13 protein-coding genes and 1 pseudogene are annotated in these 15,843 nt (G+C 58.3%); 2 read left to right on the top strand and 12 right to left on the bottom strand.

The window, feature by feature from the left end; all coding sequences use genetic code 11:
• Window positions 1-434 precede the first annotated feature (434 nt).
• The gene (locus CKW19_RS04415) at window positions 435-2,618 is read left to right on the top strand and encodes an autotransporter domain-containing protein (RefSeq protein ID WP_160012828.1); all 2,184 of its coding nucleotides are present in this window, start codon (window positions 435-437) and stop codon (window positions 2,616-2,618) included.
• 182 nt (window positions 2,619-2,800) lie between these two features.
• Here the strand turns inward: CKW19_RS04415 and CKW19_RS04410 are convergent, their stop codons facing one another.
• The 4 genes and pseudogenes from CKW19_RS04410 to CKW19_RS28985 all read right to left on the bottom strand — a co-directional run.
• Window positions 2,801-4,231 carry an IS1182 family transposase gene (locus tag CKW19_RS04410; protein WP_095056770.1) on the bottom strand — a complete coding sequence of 477 codons (1,431 nt, stop codon included), beginning with the start codon at window positions 4,229-4,231 and terminating at the stop codon, window positions 2,801-2,803.
• A 120-nt stretch (window positions 4,232-4,351) separates the two neighbouring features.
• On the bottom strand, window positions 4,352-4,966 hold the full coding sequence (locus CKW19_RS04405) for a LysE family translocator (protein ID WP_095056769.1): 615 nt from the start codon (window positions 4,964-4,966) through the stop codon (window positions 4,352-4,354).
• 324 nt (window positions 4,967-5,290) lie between these two features.
• Window positions 5,291-6,349 carry a diguanylate cyclase gene (locus CKW19_RS04400; protein WP_095056931.1) on the bottom strand — a complete coding sequence of 353 codons (1,059 nt, stop codon included), beginning with the start codon at window positions 6,347-6,349 and terminating at the stop codon, window positions 5,291-5,293.
• Window positions 6,350-6,673: 324 nt separating this feature from the next.
• Window positions 6,674-6,797, bottom strand: a pseudogene (locus tag CKW19_RS28985) (isochorismate-pyruvate lyase); the annotation flags it as partial.
• Window positions 6,798-6,898: 101 nt separating this feature from the next.
• On the opposite strand from CKW19_RS28985, the gene CKW19_RS04390 reads away from it, so the two are divergent.
• On the top strand, window positions 6,899-7,081 hold the full coding sequence (locus CKW19_RS04390) for a hypothetical protein (RefSeq protein ID WP_095056768.1): 183 nt from the start codon (window positions 6,899-6,901) through the stop codon (window positions 7,079-7,081).
• Window positions 7,082-7,106: 25 nt separating this feature from the next.
• On the opposite strand, the gene CKW19_RS04385 is transcribed toward CKW19_RS04390, so the two are convergent.
• From CKW19_RS04385 to CKW19_RS04350, 8 genes are all read right to left on the bottom strand, one after another.
• The gene (locus tag CKW19_RS04385; RefSeq protein ID WP_095056767.1) at window positions 7,107-8,000 is read right to left on the bottom strand and encodes a LysR family transcriptional regulator; all 894 of its coding nucleotides are present in this window, start codon (window positions 7,998-8,000) and stop codon (window positions 7,107-7,109) included.
• 80 nt (window positions 8,001-8,080) lie between these two features.
• Window positions 8,081-9,136 (bottom strand): alpha/beta hydrolase, encoded by a 1,056-nt coding sequence (locus tag CKW19_RS04380; RefSeq protein ID WP_095056766.1) that lies wholly within the window; start codon window positions 9,134-9,136, stop codon window positions 8,081-8,083.
• Between the two features lie 50 nt (window positions 9,137-9,186).
• Complete coding sequence (locus CKW19_RS04375; protein ID WP_095056765.1) at window positions 9,187-10,257, bottom strand: alpha/beta fold hydrolase; 1,071 nt, start codon at window positions 10,255-10,257, stop codon at window positions 9,187-9,189.
• A 2-nt stretch (window positions 10,258-10,259) separates the two neighbouring features.
• Entirely contained in the window at window positions 10,260-11,042 is a 783-nt protein-coding gene (locus CKW19_RS04370; RefSeq protein ID WP_095056764.1) for a carboxymuconolactone decarboxylase family protein, read from the bottom strand.
• A gap of 36 nt (window positions 11,043-11,078) precedes the next feature.
• Window positions 11,079-11,552 (bottom strand): cupin domain-containing protein, encoded by a 474-nt coding sequence (locus tag CKW19_RS04365; protein WP_095056763.1) that lies wholly within the window; start codon window positions 11,550-11,552, stop codon window positions 11,079-11,081.
• Between the two features lie 314 nt (window positions 11,553-11,866).
• Window positions 11,867-13,606 carry a dipeptidase gene (locus tag CKW19_RS04360; protein WP_095056762.1) on the bottom strand — a complete coding sequence of 580 codons (1,740 nt, stop codon included), beginning with the start codon at window positions 13,604-13,606 and terminating at the stop codon, window positions 11,867-11,869.
• A 159-nt stretch (window positions 13,607-13,765) separates the two neighbouring features.
• On the bottom strand, window positions 13,766-14,065 hold the full coding sequence (locus CKW19_RS04355; RefSeq protein ID WP_095056761.1) for a hypothetical protein: 300 nt from the start codon (window positions 14,063-14,065) through the stop codon (window positions 13,766-13,768).
• Window positions 14,066-14,109: 44 nt separating this feature from the next.
• The gene (locus CKW19_RS04350; protein ID WP_095056760.1) at window positions 14,110-15,675 is read right to left on the bottom strand and encodes an amino acid permease; all 1,566 of its coding nucleotides are present in this window, start codon (window positions 15,673-15,675) and stop codon (window positions 14,110-14,112) included.
• Window positions 15,676-15,843 lie beyond the last annotated feature (168 nt).

Genomic DNA, 15,843 nt, shown 5'->3' with positions numbered 1-15,843 from the left:
AGGACAAGGGTGGATCAGTCAGAACGAGCGGTGGTCGCAGTTCGACCCATATCGGACGTTCATCGAACAGCTAAGCGACCTTTACCCACAATAAAAAATAGTCGAAGGATATAGCTCATGGTGAGCCTCCGAAATCTTGACTACCCTGTTCACTACCTTCTTCGCGAAGGGTGACAACTCGACTGACTGGCGATTTGCTGCGTGTGTATGACGCGATCAGCCGTCCTGTTCTAGAGGTGAGCAGCGTGGCACGTCCCCCCATTATCTTGTTGCTTTCGATCGGACTGATGCCTGTGGCGCCGGTATTTGCCGAGACTTTCGTCTGGACGGGTTCTGGTTGTTACACATGCCCGGGCTCCTGGACCCCTCAAGGTGTCCCTGACAATCCGGGAGAAGACGCTTTATTCACCAGCAGCGGCGCAAACAGGGTCGAAATGACCTTCTCGCCAGGGGTAGGCCCATCATCCTGGGTATTCGCAGCCAACGGGCAAGATTACGTAATAGTAGGCTTTCCAATTGCCTTCGACGGTCCCGGCGTGGTCAGCGACTCCACCGATTTGATCGCTATCGGCAATAACCTCATCGGGAACGGTGGTGTTACCCAGAACGGCAGCGGGACGCTGGTGCTGAACGGTGACAACACGTACACCGGCGGCACCACCATCAACGCTGGCACTCTTTCCGTCAATACGGACAACAACCTCGGGGCTCCCACCGGGTCATTGACCATCGGCGACGGCAGACTGAACACCAAGCAGACTTTCGCGACAAGCCGCTCGGTCAACCTGACCGGCAACGCTTCACTTACGCAAAATGTCGGCACCGGTTTCACCCTGAACGGTGTGATCAGTGGCCCGGGCTCTCTGGCCATGGACGGTGACGGCGGCCCTGGCGGACTGGTGACCCTCAATGCCGGCAATACCTACACCGGTACGACCAACCTGAACAGCGGGTTGCTGTTCGTCAATGGCTCAATCGCAAGCTCCAACCAGCTGACAACCCATCCGGGGACATTCCTCGGTGGCACCGGCACACTACCGAGCAGCACCATCGGCGGTGTCGTTTCACCAGGTCCCGCCCGCGATACAACCGGTACCCTCAGCATCGCCGGAAACCTGATCACTGCACCCACGGCCAATTACATCGTTGACTTCAATCCAAGCGGCGCGCAGGACCTGATTCATGCCAGCGGGACCGCCACGTTGAACAATGCCAATGCCACCACCCTGCTTAATGGCTTTATCCCGGTAGTGAATCAGCGGTACGCGATCCTCACCGCCGACGGCGGCGTCAACGGCACATTCACCTATCCGACCCGAGAACTGCCGCTGTCGACCGTCAGCCTCGTTTACGACCAGAACAACGCTTACTTTCTTGTCGCCCGCAATGAGGTGCCCATCGGCGGTACACCATTACCGCCAGTAGTTGTGTTGCCGCCCGGTGGCGGTACGCCAGAGCACCCAATAGTGATTCCTCCTGGTGGCGGTACGCCTGAGCCCCCGATAGTGATCCCTCCCGGTGTCAGTTCACCGCTACCCCCTATTGCGATCACCCCGCCACAAACCTCGACAGGGGGAGGCGTGGATGAGTTGCCGCCGACCAACCCGATCTTCGGCGGAATCGTCCTGTTGCCCACCGTGGGTGAAATCCGGGTTGCCCTTGATCAATTGTCCGGACAGATCTACCCGTCACACATGACTGTCATGCTGGAAGACAGCCACTTTGTGCGGGACGCGATTTTCGACCGCCTGGATGCGCCACTGGACGAGCCGATCACCCCCATCCTGCAATCGGACAACAGGGTGCAACTGGCCCCAAACCTGACCGCGTGGGTGCAAGGTGTCGGCGCAGACCGGGAGCAAGGTGACGTATCGGTGAACACCGGCGGGATGTTCCTGGGAATTGACTCGCGCATCACCGATACCACAACGCTGGGCGTTCTGTTCGGCTACACACGGTCGGACGTGGACGCGCCCTACAGCTCGGCCAACGGCGATAACTATACCCTCGGCATTTATATCGGCGAGCTGATCGGACCGTGGTCGCTCAAGGCGGGCACGAGTTATACGTTCAACGAGATCGATACCAAGCGGACGGTGAGCTTCGGCGATTTCAGTGACGCCCCCAGCGCAGATTACTCGGCCAATACCACCCAGGTCTTCGGCGATGTCGGGTACAGGTTCAACGCCGGGCCGATGGTGCTGGAGCCATACGCTGACATCGCCTGGGTCTATGTGAATGTCGATGGCTTCGACGAACAAGGTGGGCCGGCGGCACTCACAGTGGACAGCAGCGACAACGACGCGACGTTCAGCACCCTGGGGGTACGGCCCAGCTACACATTTTTCAGCAACGACATGCCAATGCGGGTGAAGGGCGGGTTGGGCTGGCGACACACTTTTGGCGACCTTGAATCCTCCGACACCATGTCATTCGCACGCACCACAAACACATTCGGGATACCCAGCGTGCCGCTGGCCGAGGATGTGACGGTCGTCAACTTCGGGTACGAGGCAGCCCTGACAGCCGCTACCAACCTGAGCCTGACCTACAACGGCCAGTTTGCCAGCGACGTTCATGAGAACGGACTCACGGGGTTGTTGCGGGTAAATTTCTGATGGCGTTTTGAACGTCAGCTTCTGGCCCAGAGTGTGTAAAAACGCTTTCGTATATCGAGTGCGTCATTCAGGCGTTTCTGGGCGATGCGATTGCCCAAGCGTTTTCCGTGATAAGCATTACTGACGTTCCAAAGCGGTTATGTAGCGGTTGAGCGCCTTCAGGGGCAGAGAAAACCGAGACTTTACGCCGACATCGCCTTCAGCAAGCTTGCTGTACCGATAATGCTCATAACTCGCTTCATGTTGTAGGCGAGTACATTCAGACTCATCTCAGCGCTTACCCCAATCAGTTTGCGCGTCAGGAAATGCGTTGAGCCCATCCATTGTTTGAGCGTCCCGAAGGGATGCTCAACTGTCCTTTTTCGGATTCGCATCATGTCCGGTGCATCGTTCAACCGACGCTGCATTTCCTCCAGCACCGTTTCATGTTCCCAGCGCCTTACTCGACGATTTTTGCTCGGCGTGCACTGCGTTTTCAGCGCGCAACCCTGGCATTTCGAACTCCAATAACAGTGCATATTCATGCCTTTCTCAATACTGGAGAAGCGCCAAGGCAGCGCCTCTCCAGCCGGGCAGATGTATTCGTTTTTCGTCGCGTCATAAACGAACGCATCTTTGTTGAATCGACCATCCGCCTTGGCGCTTGAAGTCATCGGCTTTGGCACGTAGGCAGTGATATCCGCGTCGTGACAGGCAAGGATTTCTTCACTCTTGAAGTAACCTCGGTCAGCTACCACCGCCAGCGTTTCGGACGCCATGGCATCGCGAGCCTGCTTCGCCATCGAGCTGAGTTGATCTCGGTCGGAACCGAAGTTGGTGACTTCATGAGCAACGATCAAATGGTTCTGGGTGTCGACCGCTGTTTGCACGTTGTAGCCGACAATTCCCGTGCCGCGCGTCATCATGGAGCGGGCGTCTGGATCGGTCAGTGAGACCTGTTTATCCGGCGATTCGTTGAGCTGGATTTCGATCGCTTTAAGCTCTTTCATTTGCGTCTTCAGCTTGGCAATTTTCTCCTCCAGCCGCACGGCGCTGGGCTCGGAGGCTGTTGGCTCTTGCCGATCGGCAGCATCGAGTGCTGTCAGGTAACGGTTGATGCTCGATTCAATTTCTTCCATTCGCCGCTTCAGTTTGGCGCTGGTGAAATTGCGGTCGCGGTTGTTGACTGCTTTGAATTTACTGCCATCGATGGCGACCAGATTTTCTCCGAACAGTCCCAACTGCTGACAGAGCACAACGAACTGGCGACAGACGCCTCGAATGGCCTTGCTGTTGTCTTTTCGGAAGTTGGCGATGGTCTTGAAATCCGGCATCAAACGCCCGGTCAACCACATCAGCTCGACGTTGCGTTGAGCTTCTCGCTCCAGGCGTCGGCTCGACTGGATGCGGTTGAGATAGCCGTAGATGTATATCTTCAACAGGATCGCGGGGTGGTAAGCGGGACGGCCTGTGTCAGCCGGAATAGCACCGTCAAAACCCAAGGAAACCAGGTTGAGTTCGTCGACAAAAACGTCGACTACGCGCACCGGATTGGTATCGCTGACGTAGTCGTCGAGGCTCTCGGGAAGTAAGGTGCCTTGGCCTCGATGTTCACCTTGGATAAAGCGCTTCATGGGCGATCCCTGCGATGAAATCCTCAGAAATCATAGCAAGGGTTCGCGAAGGTGTTTTTACACACTCTGGGCCGATTTCTGCCTGTCCATAAGGGCAGCTCGTGTATCACAGAACAAGTTCTAAACCAGCTGGCGGATCCCCAGAGACAAAATCAAACCACCGCACAGTCGATCGATTGCTTTTTTCCGACCTTGATACGTGGAAGCAATCTTAGGCTGCGATAGAGCGATTGCGACCATTCCATACCAGGTCATTGAAACCACCACTACAACTGCCAGCATCGACGAAAACGTGCCTAATGAAACATGGGCGGGGGCAGCGGCTGAAAAAACAGCGGCATAGAAGGCCATGGACTTGGGGTTGCCAATGTTGGTAATCACCCCCTGAATAAAAGACTGCCTGCAACTACCGGCGACGGCATCATTTAGCGGCCCAAGCGCATTCTTCCCCGCATTGATCAACAGTCGGAATCCGAACCACATGAGGTAGGCGGCCCCTAGAACCTTTACAGCAAGTGCAGCCCAAGGGAGCGCAGCAAATACAATCCCGAGACCTGCAATTGCACAGGTGGACCAGAACAAGTTGACCAGTACGATACCCGCTACCAAGGCCAGAGCTTCTGACCGTGTAGCAGCCACCGCTTTATGGATCACTGCGACGAAATTTGGCCCAGGGATAACGACACCGGCCAAGTAGACCAAAAAAACTGTCAAAACGGCGGAACCATCGATCATGTGCTTCCTCGCGAGTCCTGTGGACGGAACCATCCCTTAGTATTGCTGATCGCCATCGGGCGCTGAGTGCCCGGCTCATTCTCGACGATGAGAGTACGGCTGTCGAGCGACCGAGTCTGGCCGTTCTCTGCCGGTCGTAACTACGGCGTGTGCTGGTCCATTCCGTTTTCAAGCTGCGAAACACGAGCTCCATCGGGGCATTATCCCAGCAGTTTCCACGAGGAAATTACCTGGTTGCTATAAACCACTTTTTTGAGTTGTTAACCTCATTGGTTTACAGATCAAAAAATTGGTTTACTAGGTGTCTAGCGAATCCACTGTGATTCAAGGTGCGTTGACGATGTCGCCTAAGGTGAAATGGACCTTGTCGCGCCCACTGTTCTTGGCCGCATACAGTGCCTTGTCGGCTTCGTTGAGCCAGTCTGCGGCGTCGGTCATTGCACTGCAGCACGATGCCAAGCCGATACTCAGGGTGACTCGCAGCTCAGGCAGTTGCTCATTGCGGTAGTTGCCCATTGCCCCTCGCAGTCGTTCCATAATTTCGCCAGCCTGGCTCAGTGGGCTGTTGGGCAGGATCACACAGAACTCGTCTCCACCAAAGCGACCGGCTAGGTCACCTTGGCGAAGGTTTTTCTTAAGTTCGGCGCTCAGCTGGCGTAGCACGCTGTCGCCAACGAGATGGCCGTAAGTGTCGTTGATCTGTTTGAAGTGATCGACATCAATGATCGCGATCACCGTTTCGAAGCTCTCCTGCCGGAAGGCGAAAAACTGCAGGTGAAGCAAATCCTTCCACGCCCCATGATTGAGCAGGCCGGTGAGACTGTCGGTACAGCTCAGGGCGCTAAGACGGCGCTTGTGGTCGGCGAGCTTAATGGCCAGGCGATAACAGACCCAGCCCAGCGCTAATGGGTAGAGCGTCAGCATTGGCAAGCAGGCGTAGATCTGTAGGGCGGTTGCAGTAAGTTGCACCTGCGGGCCGAACAGTGTTATCGCAAGCAGAATTCCGACAACTTGGGCCAGCGCGCCATGCACGAATAAACGCTGGCCGCCTGCAGCGACGTTGTTCATCGTCATCATCGAAAGAATGGTGACGGCAGGCAACGGATTGAACTGCATGGTCGCGGTCCAGAACCCGCCCATCACTGAGTCGTAGAGTAAGTTGCGCCGCTCCGCCTGATATGGCTCACTAGCACGGGTGGCCAATTGATAGGCCAGGTGCGGCCAAACCAAGCCGTTGAAAAGCAACAGTACCCATACCCATCCCGGCAGGCCCAGCGGCGCAATGGCGGCCAGTACGCTCAGCATGCCAATCGCCAGGCCAATAAGGCGTGGCAGGTAGATTCGTTTGGCAAAAGACTGTCCTTTGCCAATCTTGTTTTCCATTACCCCATCACCATTCATGTTTCGCTCCCTCGATAGTTATTGTCTACTGCAGGAGTCACCGCTAATCGCATAAACATTCTTCAATATTAACGCGAGGGTGAAGAGCGACCTTGCAAGCGCTCTCAAGGCTTAGGCAAACCGTTCTAACTCCTGGCCTGCCACGATCGTACAAGCCTCGCTGGCCTTTCGATCATAATATTGAATCGCCAGCAGAGCGACTTCTGAATCGGTCCTGGTTTCATAGGCACACCTGACGGGCTGTTTTTGGCCGATTGTTGCCTGTCGCGAAGGGCTGCGATCGATCCATGGCGGATAGTCCTGACACTAGCGACAGGTGTCGGGTTGATGGGCCGCAGTGTTTCAACTCTTCTGCAATGGCGTGGTTCACCAGGCCGCTGTACATTTTCTCGATCGCATCCGGGCTCAGGCCCTCAGCCTCGGCCCACGTCCCTGCATGACGGGTATCGACTACAGACTCAAAAATGCCCGGTGTCGCGGTCATCAATCCACGGCTAGACTCCTTCATCTACCCGCAGCATCCGAGGCAACATGAATTACATTCTCTGGATCATTCTTGGCACAAACAGCCCATTGCCAGCGCCGGCGCTCGACCATGCCGAGTATCAGAACAAGGAGGCCTGTCAGCACGCAGCCGATCAGGTCAAGGCATCACTCGACGGGGTGCAGTTCCATATCCACACCGTCTGCACCCCCAAGGACGAGACAAAGTAACGAGCCATTTTCAGCGATGGACGCTTCAGCGCTTGTAATGCAGCGCATCCACCACGACGCCGAACGCTGAAGAATGCTCACGGCGATTGGGGTAGTAAAGGTGGTAACCGGCAAACGGTTGGCACCAATCTTCGAGTACCCGCACAAGGCTTCCGTCCGCAAGTTCCTTCGCGACCATATCTTCTGGCAGGAACCCCAAGCCGCATCCCGCGACGGCAGCGCGCAGGATCGGCACGCTGCTGTTGAACGTCCATTGTCCTTCGACACGGGCCTTGAGTTCGTGACCCTCCTTTTCAAAATCCCATTGCATCAGGCTCCCGTGGGTGGGCAGCCGCAGATTGATGCAGTTTTGGGCGGCCAGATCCCTTGGCTCTTTTGGAATTGGCCGCTGTTTGAAGTATTCGGGCGACCCCACTACCGCGATGCGCAACGGGGGGCCGATCGGGACGGCGATCATGTCTTTGGCCACCTGATCGCCCAGGCGCACGCCGGCGTCGTAGCGTTGCGCGACGATGTCGGAGAGGGCGTAGTCGACGGTGATTTCGACCTTGATGTCCGGGTAGTCGGGCAGGACCTTCAACAGCTTGGGCCAAAGGATGTTGTTCGCCGCATGTTCGGAAGCTGAAATCCGCACGTTGCCTGCCGGGGTGTCGCGAAACTCGCTGACCGCCGCCAACTCCAGTTCAATTTCTTCGAACCGCGGCGCCATCGAAAGAAACAGCCGTTGCCCAGCCTCCGTAGGGGAAACGCTGCGGGTGGTTCGGGTGAGCAGGCGAACGCCGAGCCTGGTTTCGAGCGCGCGCATGGTGTGGCTCAGCGCGGACTGCGAGACGCCCAGTTGTGCGGCGGCGCGAGTGAAGTTGCCTTCGCGGGTGATGACCACGAAGGCTTGCAGGTCGTTGAGGTTGGCGCGGGACATTGATGAGAGCCTCTCATGCGGAGCGCGGGATTATTCCATGTAATCAGGTTCCGCATGGATGCGCGACCCCGACGAGCCCGTCACAAGGTTCTTGCGAAGAACGGCGTCAACTTGCCGAATGCAGCGTCCACATACTTGGGCACCCAGTAGGTTTCGATGTGCGTGGCGCCGTCGATGATGAACAACTCTTTGTCTTTCGTGCCGGTGGCTTTGGGGAATGTATCCTGGGTCATGTACAAGCTGTCGGCCTTGCTGCCGGCGATCATCAGTAACGGCTGATTGATCAGTTCGATTTGGTTGGTCGCGTCGAAGCGCACCAGATCCAGCAGGCTGCTCGTGGTGTATTTGAACGTCGAGTTTGGGTGGGCATGGGTTTTCCAGTAGTACTCATAACCCTGGCGATACAGCTCGAACGGAAGCTTGGCGATCTGCTCGTCAGTGAGATTGGCATCACCCGAATACAGCACTTCACCGCCGGCCGCTTCCTGGGCGCGGGCAGCGGAAGCTTGTTGCAGGCGTGGCGCGAGGGTGTCCAGTTGCGAGTCGTTGTAGCCATTGCGACGCACCCGGCCGGAGTTGAACATGCTCACAGTCGCCACCGACTTGAATCGCTTGTCGGTTTGCGCGGCGGCCAGCGAGTAGCCACCGCCACCGCAGATACCGAGCAGGCCCAGGCGCTTGCCGTCGACGCCGGCATACTGAGTGATGAAATCCGCCATGCCGTGGATGTCCTCGATGCGGTACCCCGGCTTGTCGATACTGCGCGGTTGTCCGCCACTTGCACCTTGATACGCGGCATCGGCGGAGATGGTGATGTAGCCTTGTTCCGCCAGGCGCTGGGCATACAAACCGGCGACTTGCTCTTTGACGCCGCCGTTCGGATGCGCCACCACCACCGTCGGATAAGCCTTCTTCGCATCGTAGTTGGCAGGGGTGTAAACGTTGGCCGCAATGTCGAGGTCATTGAGCTTGTAGGTGACCGGATGGATGTTGACCTTGCCGGGTTCATTCCTGGCAATGGCGCCGTCGTAGGCCAGGGTGAACGGGTTCTTCTTGTAGTCGGCGGCACCGGCTTCGCCAGCAGACATACCAACCATGGCGGCCATCAGCGAAGCTTTCAAAAGGGTGTATCTCATAAGCATCTCCGGAGCACTAAAAAGGCCGTTTGAAAAAAGTTCTGTAGCCGTCAATCCAGATGCTTTTCTGTCAGAAACCCGGACACCAGATCCGCAATCTGCACGTTGTTCAAATCCGACATGGGGAAGTGCGTGTTGCCCTTGATGCCAATCTCCGGCAAGTGGATCAGCCGCACATCACCGCCATGCTGGTTGACGGCATCGCGCCAAAGTCGGGCCATGGTGAGGCGGGCGCGCCAACTGTCCTGGGCGGGCAGGTCGACGGCGTGCTCCGGAATGTTGTCGCCGTAGAGGATCAGGATCGGAATGCGCGTGAGCGCCATGAATTGATCCATCGGCACCGCTGCGCCTTGCACCGTGTCGAATGCGCTGGGAATCGGTGCGGGGACTTCACCCTGCGCGAAGACGAAACTGCTGCCCGGCTCGAACGCGACGATGGCCTTGACCTTGTCGTTCTTGATCGCCGTCAACCAACCCGGCCCGCCACCCTGCGAGTGCGTGAACAGGATGCCCGGGCCGATTTTTTCGAAGACCGCCGACACGCCATCGGAGACCACGTTCATGTCGAACGGCCCGGTGTTCGGTGTCATCGCACGGAAGAACTGGTCGCGCGTTTGCGCATCCTTGGCAACTTGCACACCCTCGAAATAGTTGGGCCACAGGCCGATGCGGAACTGGTTGAACCACAGTTGCTCGTCCGGGACAGGCTTGACTGTCGCCTCGACCATGCTGCGCCCGGCATCGCCCCGGCGCGGCTGGTCGATCAGATACACACCGTATTGGCGCCGCAGAAAGATATTCTGAAAACCTTCGCGGCCGTCAGCGGTGGTTTCCCACGTCTTGGAAAACTGGCCTGCGCCGTGCCACATGACGATGGGCAGTTTTCGCGCATCGACCGGGATTTGGTAGAAGGTGTAGGCATGGTCGCCGTGGTAAGTCTGGCCATCTGGCGTCATGGGTTTGCGTGGATCGAACGTGCCCGGTGCGGTGATCATCGTCCCGCCAGCGGCGAAGCTGCCTTGCTCCTGAATCATCAAGGGCGCGGCGGCATTGGCATGGCTTGCACAGGCGGCAAGCGAGCTCAGCAACGCAGCGCTCAGCAGGTTTTTTCCGGTCTTCATGTTCAACCTCCCGAGGCGTCAAGCGCCTGTGCCAGGGCCGTGCTTGCACGTTTGGCGGCGGGTTCGTCGCCCTTTGCCAGCAGCTCGGTGAGCTGGCGCAATTGCGCTGCGCTCAGCCCGACCCGCAGGCTCGCCCGCATGTGCGAGCGCAACTGCGACTCCACCCCCGGCGTTGCGGCCAACGCCCCGACGGTCGCCAGTTCACGGCTTTGCCAGTCGAGGTTGTCACGCTCGAAGATGTCGCCGAACAGGTGGGTTTGCAGGAACTGGTTGATGACCGGGGCGAACTCGAACACCGGCCCCTTGACCGGCCCGCCCGAAATTCGGGTTTGATTGGCCGTGCCTGCCGTGAGCAAAGCCTCACCGGTGGGAATGGCACGGCTTGGTTCGCGTCCAGGCTCATCGTGAATGCCACGTTGTTTGCGCGCTTGCACCACCGTCATCAGTTCATTCAATGCATTGAGGCTGCGTGGGAAACCGACGTAGGCGTAGAGCTGCACCAGGATTTCCCGGGTTTCACTGACCGTCAGGCCCGCGTCGAGGCCCTGGTTCAAGGCTTCGTTGAGCTTGGGCATGTCGCTGGTCGCCATGAACGCGGCGATCAGTGGAATGGCCTGTTGCCGGGTCGACAACGTTTCTGATGCGGGTTGTGTGCTGACCATGGGTTGCGATGCCTCGGCGTTCCGAGTGGCAACCCCTGACACCAACCCAAAACCCAGACACAGGGCTATCAGCGCGGGGAGGGGGCCGGTCTTGCGATGTGCATTCGGTGAGTCAGTGGTCATCGTAAAAAGCTCCATCCATTACAGGTCTTGCGCAGGCTATTGACCTTGGTACTGCGCATCCGAGACTTTTTCCGCCCAGGTGACAGCCTTGCCGTCCTCGGCTTCGGCGATGGCGATGTGGGTCATCCCGTCGGCGGCCGTTGCGCCGTGCCAGTGACGTGTCTGCGGCGAGATCCAGACAATGTCACCCGGACGAATTTCCTGACGTGGGCGGCCCTCTTGCTGTACGTAGCCGACGCCGGAAGTGACGATGAGCGTCTGGCCCAGCGGATGGGTGTGCCACGCCGTGCGTGCGCCGGGTTCGAAGGTCACCGTGCCACCGCCGATGCGGGCAGGGGCATCGCCCTTGAACAGGCCGTCAACCCGGACCGTACCGGTGAAGTTTTCTGCCGCGCCCTTGATTGAGGGCTGGGAACCCGCGTTGGTGATGCGGATCTCGCTGGCGGCCCGGGCGCTGGTTTCTCCAGCCATGAGCGATAACGCAACCAATGGGGCGATCAGGGGATTCATCAATGTTGCTCCTGAATAATCGTGCAGCGTGATGGATCGTGACTGACATCGTGCAAACAGTAAGTGAGCGAAGGGTTAGAAACTAGACGGGTAAATCGGCAAGGGTTCATGAGGATTGTTCATCAATCCGCCGAATCCACCCGTGTAGGAGCGAGCCTGCTCGCGATGGAGGCCAACGATGACGCGGGAAACCAGACGCAATGCGGCGTCCTCTGGTTTTTCGCGAGCAGGCTCGCTCCTACTGGGGAAGGGATGTCATTTGGAGTGGAAGCGAAGGCAAATGGACCCGCCAGGGCGGCGGGTCCGAAGGGATATCAGAGTTTCGGCAATTGCCCGATGCGGCCCATCATTTCGGTCACGATCTGCAAGTCCAGCAGGAACTGCTCGGTGGTCTTGAACTCGTTGTCGTTGTGGCCGGTGTATTTGACGTCTGGCATGGCCAGGCCGAATTGCACGCCGTTGGGCAGTTCATGCACCGACGTGGCGCCGGCAGAGGTGCCGAACTTGTGTTCCATGCCGAGGTTTTCGCTGGCCACGGCGAGCAACGCCTTGACCCATTCACCCTCGGGGTTGCGGAACATCGGTTCGGCAATGTCGTAGTCGAAGGCCGGGGCGATTTTGCTCTTCTTGCTCCAGGCATCCAGTTTTCCGGCGATTTCGGATTTCAGCGTTTCAGGCGACTTGCCCTTTGGCACACGCAGGTTGACCGCCAGTTTGAAGGCTTTGTCATCCATGCCGACATAGGTCAGGGACGTGGTCAGCGGGCCCATGAACTCATCGGAAAAACCAACCCCCAATTTGCCCCCCAGGTAATCCAGGCCCCAGTTATCAGCGGCGTAGCGGGCAGCGTCAGTGATCTCGTTGTGCTTGAACGCAACCTTGCCGTCTAGGCCATTGATGAAGTCGAGCATCCTGGCGACCGGGTTGACGCCGGACTCGGGCTTGGAGGAGTGGGCGGAAACGCCGGTGACCGTCAGTTTGACGTCCTTGCCCTCGACCTTGGCGGCGACGGTGAAGTTGCCGCCATTGCGTTTGGCGTACTCCGCGCCGGCCTTTTGCAGGTCAGCCGCCAGTTCTGCGGGTTTGTCTGTCACCAGGGTCGCGACCGATGTCGACGGAATCTGGTTGGTGGCCAGGCCACCGGTCATCGAAGTGATTTCTGCGCCTTTGCCTTGCGCGGCGCGCTTGGCGAAACTGGCCATGACGGTGCCGTAGCCTTTCTCGGCGATCACCACCGGGTAGCCGCCATCCAGCGCCAGGTTGTAGTTCGGTGTCGGGTTGCGCTCGAAGTAGTAGGGGATGGCGTCGCCCGTGGTTTCCTCGGTGGTGTCGACCAGCAGCTTGAAGTTTCTCGCCAGCGGCAGTTTCTCTTCCTTGATGACTTTCATGGCGTAAAGCGAAACCACGATGCCGTTCTTGTCATCCTCGGTGCCTCGGCCATACATGCGGTCACCGATCAGGGTGACTTTGAATGGGTCAAGGCGGGTGCCGTCCTGCAACACCCAGTTCTCCGGTGTGACCGGCACGACATCGGCATGGGCGTGAATGCCCACGACTTCATCGCCGGTGCCGTCGAGGGAGATTTCATACACGCGGTTGTCGATGTTGCGGAAGTTCAGGTTGAACGATTTGGCCAGGGCCTTGATCTTCTCGGCAATCTTGATGAATTCGGGGTTGTCGTGCTGCTCAACACCTTCCACGCGCACGGTCGGAATGGCCACCAGTTCCTTCAAGGTTTCGGTGGCCGCGCTGCCGTACTTCACGCGGGCATAGAGGCCAAGCAAACGATGGATTTCGTTTTGCTGCTCTGCCGTCAACGGCTTGTTGTCGAGGAAGGCACGGATGGCCGGGCCGAGGTCGTTGGATTTGGCGATGTCGCTCTTGGCCAGGCTGCCCAGGAACTGCCGGAAATCCGTGACCTTTGCATCGCTGAAGGTCTTGAGGATGATCGCGCTCTGTTGCGGGGAAATGTTGGCGTGCGCGGCCGTGGAGAACGACGACAGGCTGGCGAGCATCAGGCTGGCCGCGGCCAGGTGCTTGAGTGAAAAGTCCATTTCTGGTGGCATTCCTTTGCAGGCGGTTTGTGGGAAAAGTCTGATCGTTTAATCAGATATTTCCAAAACTACCACCGTGAGGGCGTGATGCGGGAGCCCCTGAAAGGCGATCTGTCGCACAGAACGGCAAAAGCGGCGCACAAACGAAAATTCGCTGTATCAATGCTTGCACTCTGACAGCACCACTTGGCAGGTACTCGGCGTGCCACCGGATCGCCCCGCATAGCGCGCGCAATTGCTCAGGGATTTTTGCCGCGCCATGCTCAAGGTGTCGCCCCAGGCCAGGCCGCCTTCACCTACAGTGGGAAGCGCTTTTGCATAACACGCCGAGCCAATGCGGGGGGCCGCATAGCGAGTCGTGGACTTGTTGCCTGAGCAGCCCGGAATCAACACCAGACTGATGGCGAGCAGGGAAAGCAGGCCCCAGGTCGAGCCTTTGCGCTCTGTTATTCCAGTCATCCTGCTTCCCCCTCTGTGTCGCCAACGGGCCGAACGCAATGGCGTCAGCCACCCGCGCGCGTGTTCAACGCCGCTTCCGCCGCCGCAATCTCGGCCTGGCGCTTGACGATCATGTCACCCACCGGCGGGCCTTGAAAGCGCCGGGCTTCAAAGCCGAACCAGACGATGGCGGTCAACACCAGAAAACCGATGGTGATGTACAGCGCCCAATCATTTGGTGGCTGAATGCCGATGATGAAAATGATCACCATCGAAAGCACCGAGAGCAGGGCGAACACGGTGTACCAGAAGCGCCCGATGTTCCAGGGCCCCATGGTCGGCCATTTCGGTGTCCCGTAGGCAAACAGACCCAGCACGATAGGAATGATGAAGGAGAAGAACAGGAAGATCACCGTGCAGGAAACCACGATCGTATAAACCGGCGTCGCACCGACCGAGATCACCGACGAACCCCAGTCGAACAGGACGGCGAGGGTGGCACCGGTCCAGATCGCCGCGACCGGGCTGCGGAAGGTCGGGGAGACCGAAGACAGCGCTTTGGAAAACGGCAGGCCGCCGTCACGGGAGAAGGCGAAGATCATGCGAGAAACAGAGGTGACCGTCGCCAATCCGCAGAGCACTTGCGAGATGAAAATCGCCACATACAACGCGAGCTTCAATGTCGGGTTCACCTGAGTGTCCATGGCCCAGAAAAACACACTCCAGCCTTTGCTGGCAGCCTCATCCATGTTCGGTAGCATCAGCACGAACGAGCTGAGCATCACCCAGCCGAACAGCAGCGACCAGACCACCGACATCACCATGCCCCGTGGCACCGACATGGCGGCGTTGCGGGTTTCTTCGGAGGTATGCGCGGAGGCGTCGTAGCCGGTGATGGTGTAGATCGGCAACAGCAGGCCGAGCATGAAAATCCAGCCGTTGGACACCGCTGGCCAGACGCTGCCGCCGGCCTCACCGGAATAGTTGGCGAACGTCACCAGTCGGGCGAACTCATAACTCGGTGCCGAGATCAGGCAAACGATGGTCAACGCCAGCGCAGTGGCGAAAATCAGGTAACCGGAAAAGTCCGTGAGCTTGGCCGTCAGGCCGATGCCCAAGTGGTTACACAAGGCCTGCACCCCGGTCAGGATCGCCAGGAAAATCACCCGGGTCGTGGTGGTGTCCTCCATGCCCAATCCCGGGCCGAAGGCACCGAAGAAAAAGTAATAGGTACCGACATTGATCGCGCCCAGCACAGTGACCAGCCCCAGCAGGTTGAACCAGGCCGTCAGCCATCCGGTGAAGCGGTTACCAAGGATCGAACCCCAGTGATACAGGCCGCCAGCGGTGGGGTAGGCCGAGGAGATCTGCGCCATGGCGAGGGCGAACACCCCGGAGATCAGGCAGCCGATCGGCCAACCGATGCCGATTGAGGCACCGCCCGCCCCGGAAGTGCCCTGGGCGAGAGAGTTGATGCCACCGGAGAGGATGCAGATGATCGAAAAGGAAATCGCAAAGTTGGAGAAAACGCCCATTCTTCGCGAGAGCTGCTGGGCATAGCCCATGCTGTGCAGCACCTTGGTGTCGTCGTCTGGCGGTGCGCCGGTGCCGGGCTGGCTTGCTGGGTTCATGTTGTGTGCCCCTTCAGGTTTTGATACGCATCCATCCGGAATACCGGATGGTCTGGCCTTCAACCCCTTGTCGTACTGCTCCTGTTTGCAACCGATAAACCTGTCTGTAGGAGCGAGCATGCTCGCGATGGACGTCAACGATAACGCGTGCTTTCTGAATAGCCGCGT

Source organism: Pseudomonas sp. Irchel s3f7, assembly GCF_900187615.1.
In the GTDB taxonomy this organism is placed as follows: domain Bacteria; phylum Pseudomonadota; class Gammaproteobacteria; order Pseudomonadales; family Pseudomonadaceae; genus Aquipseudomonas.
Note: the sequence above shows the minus strand (reverse complement) of the source record. Positions and strands in the feature narration are given on the sequence as shown.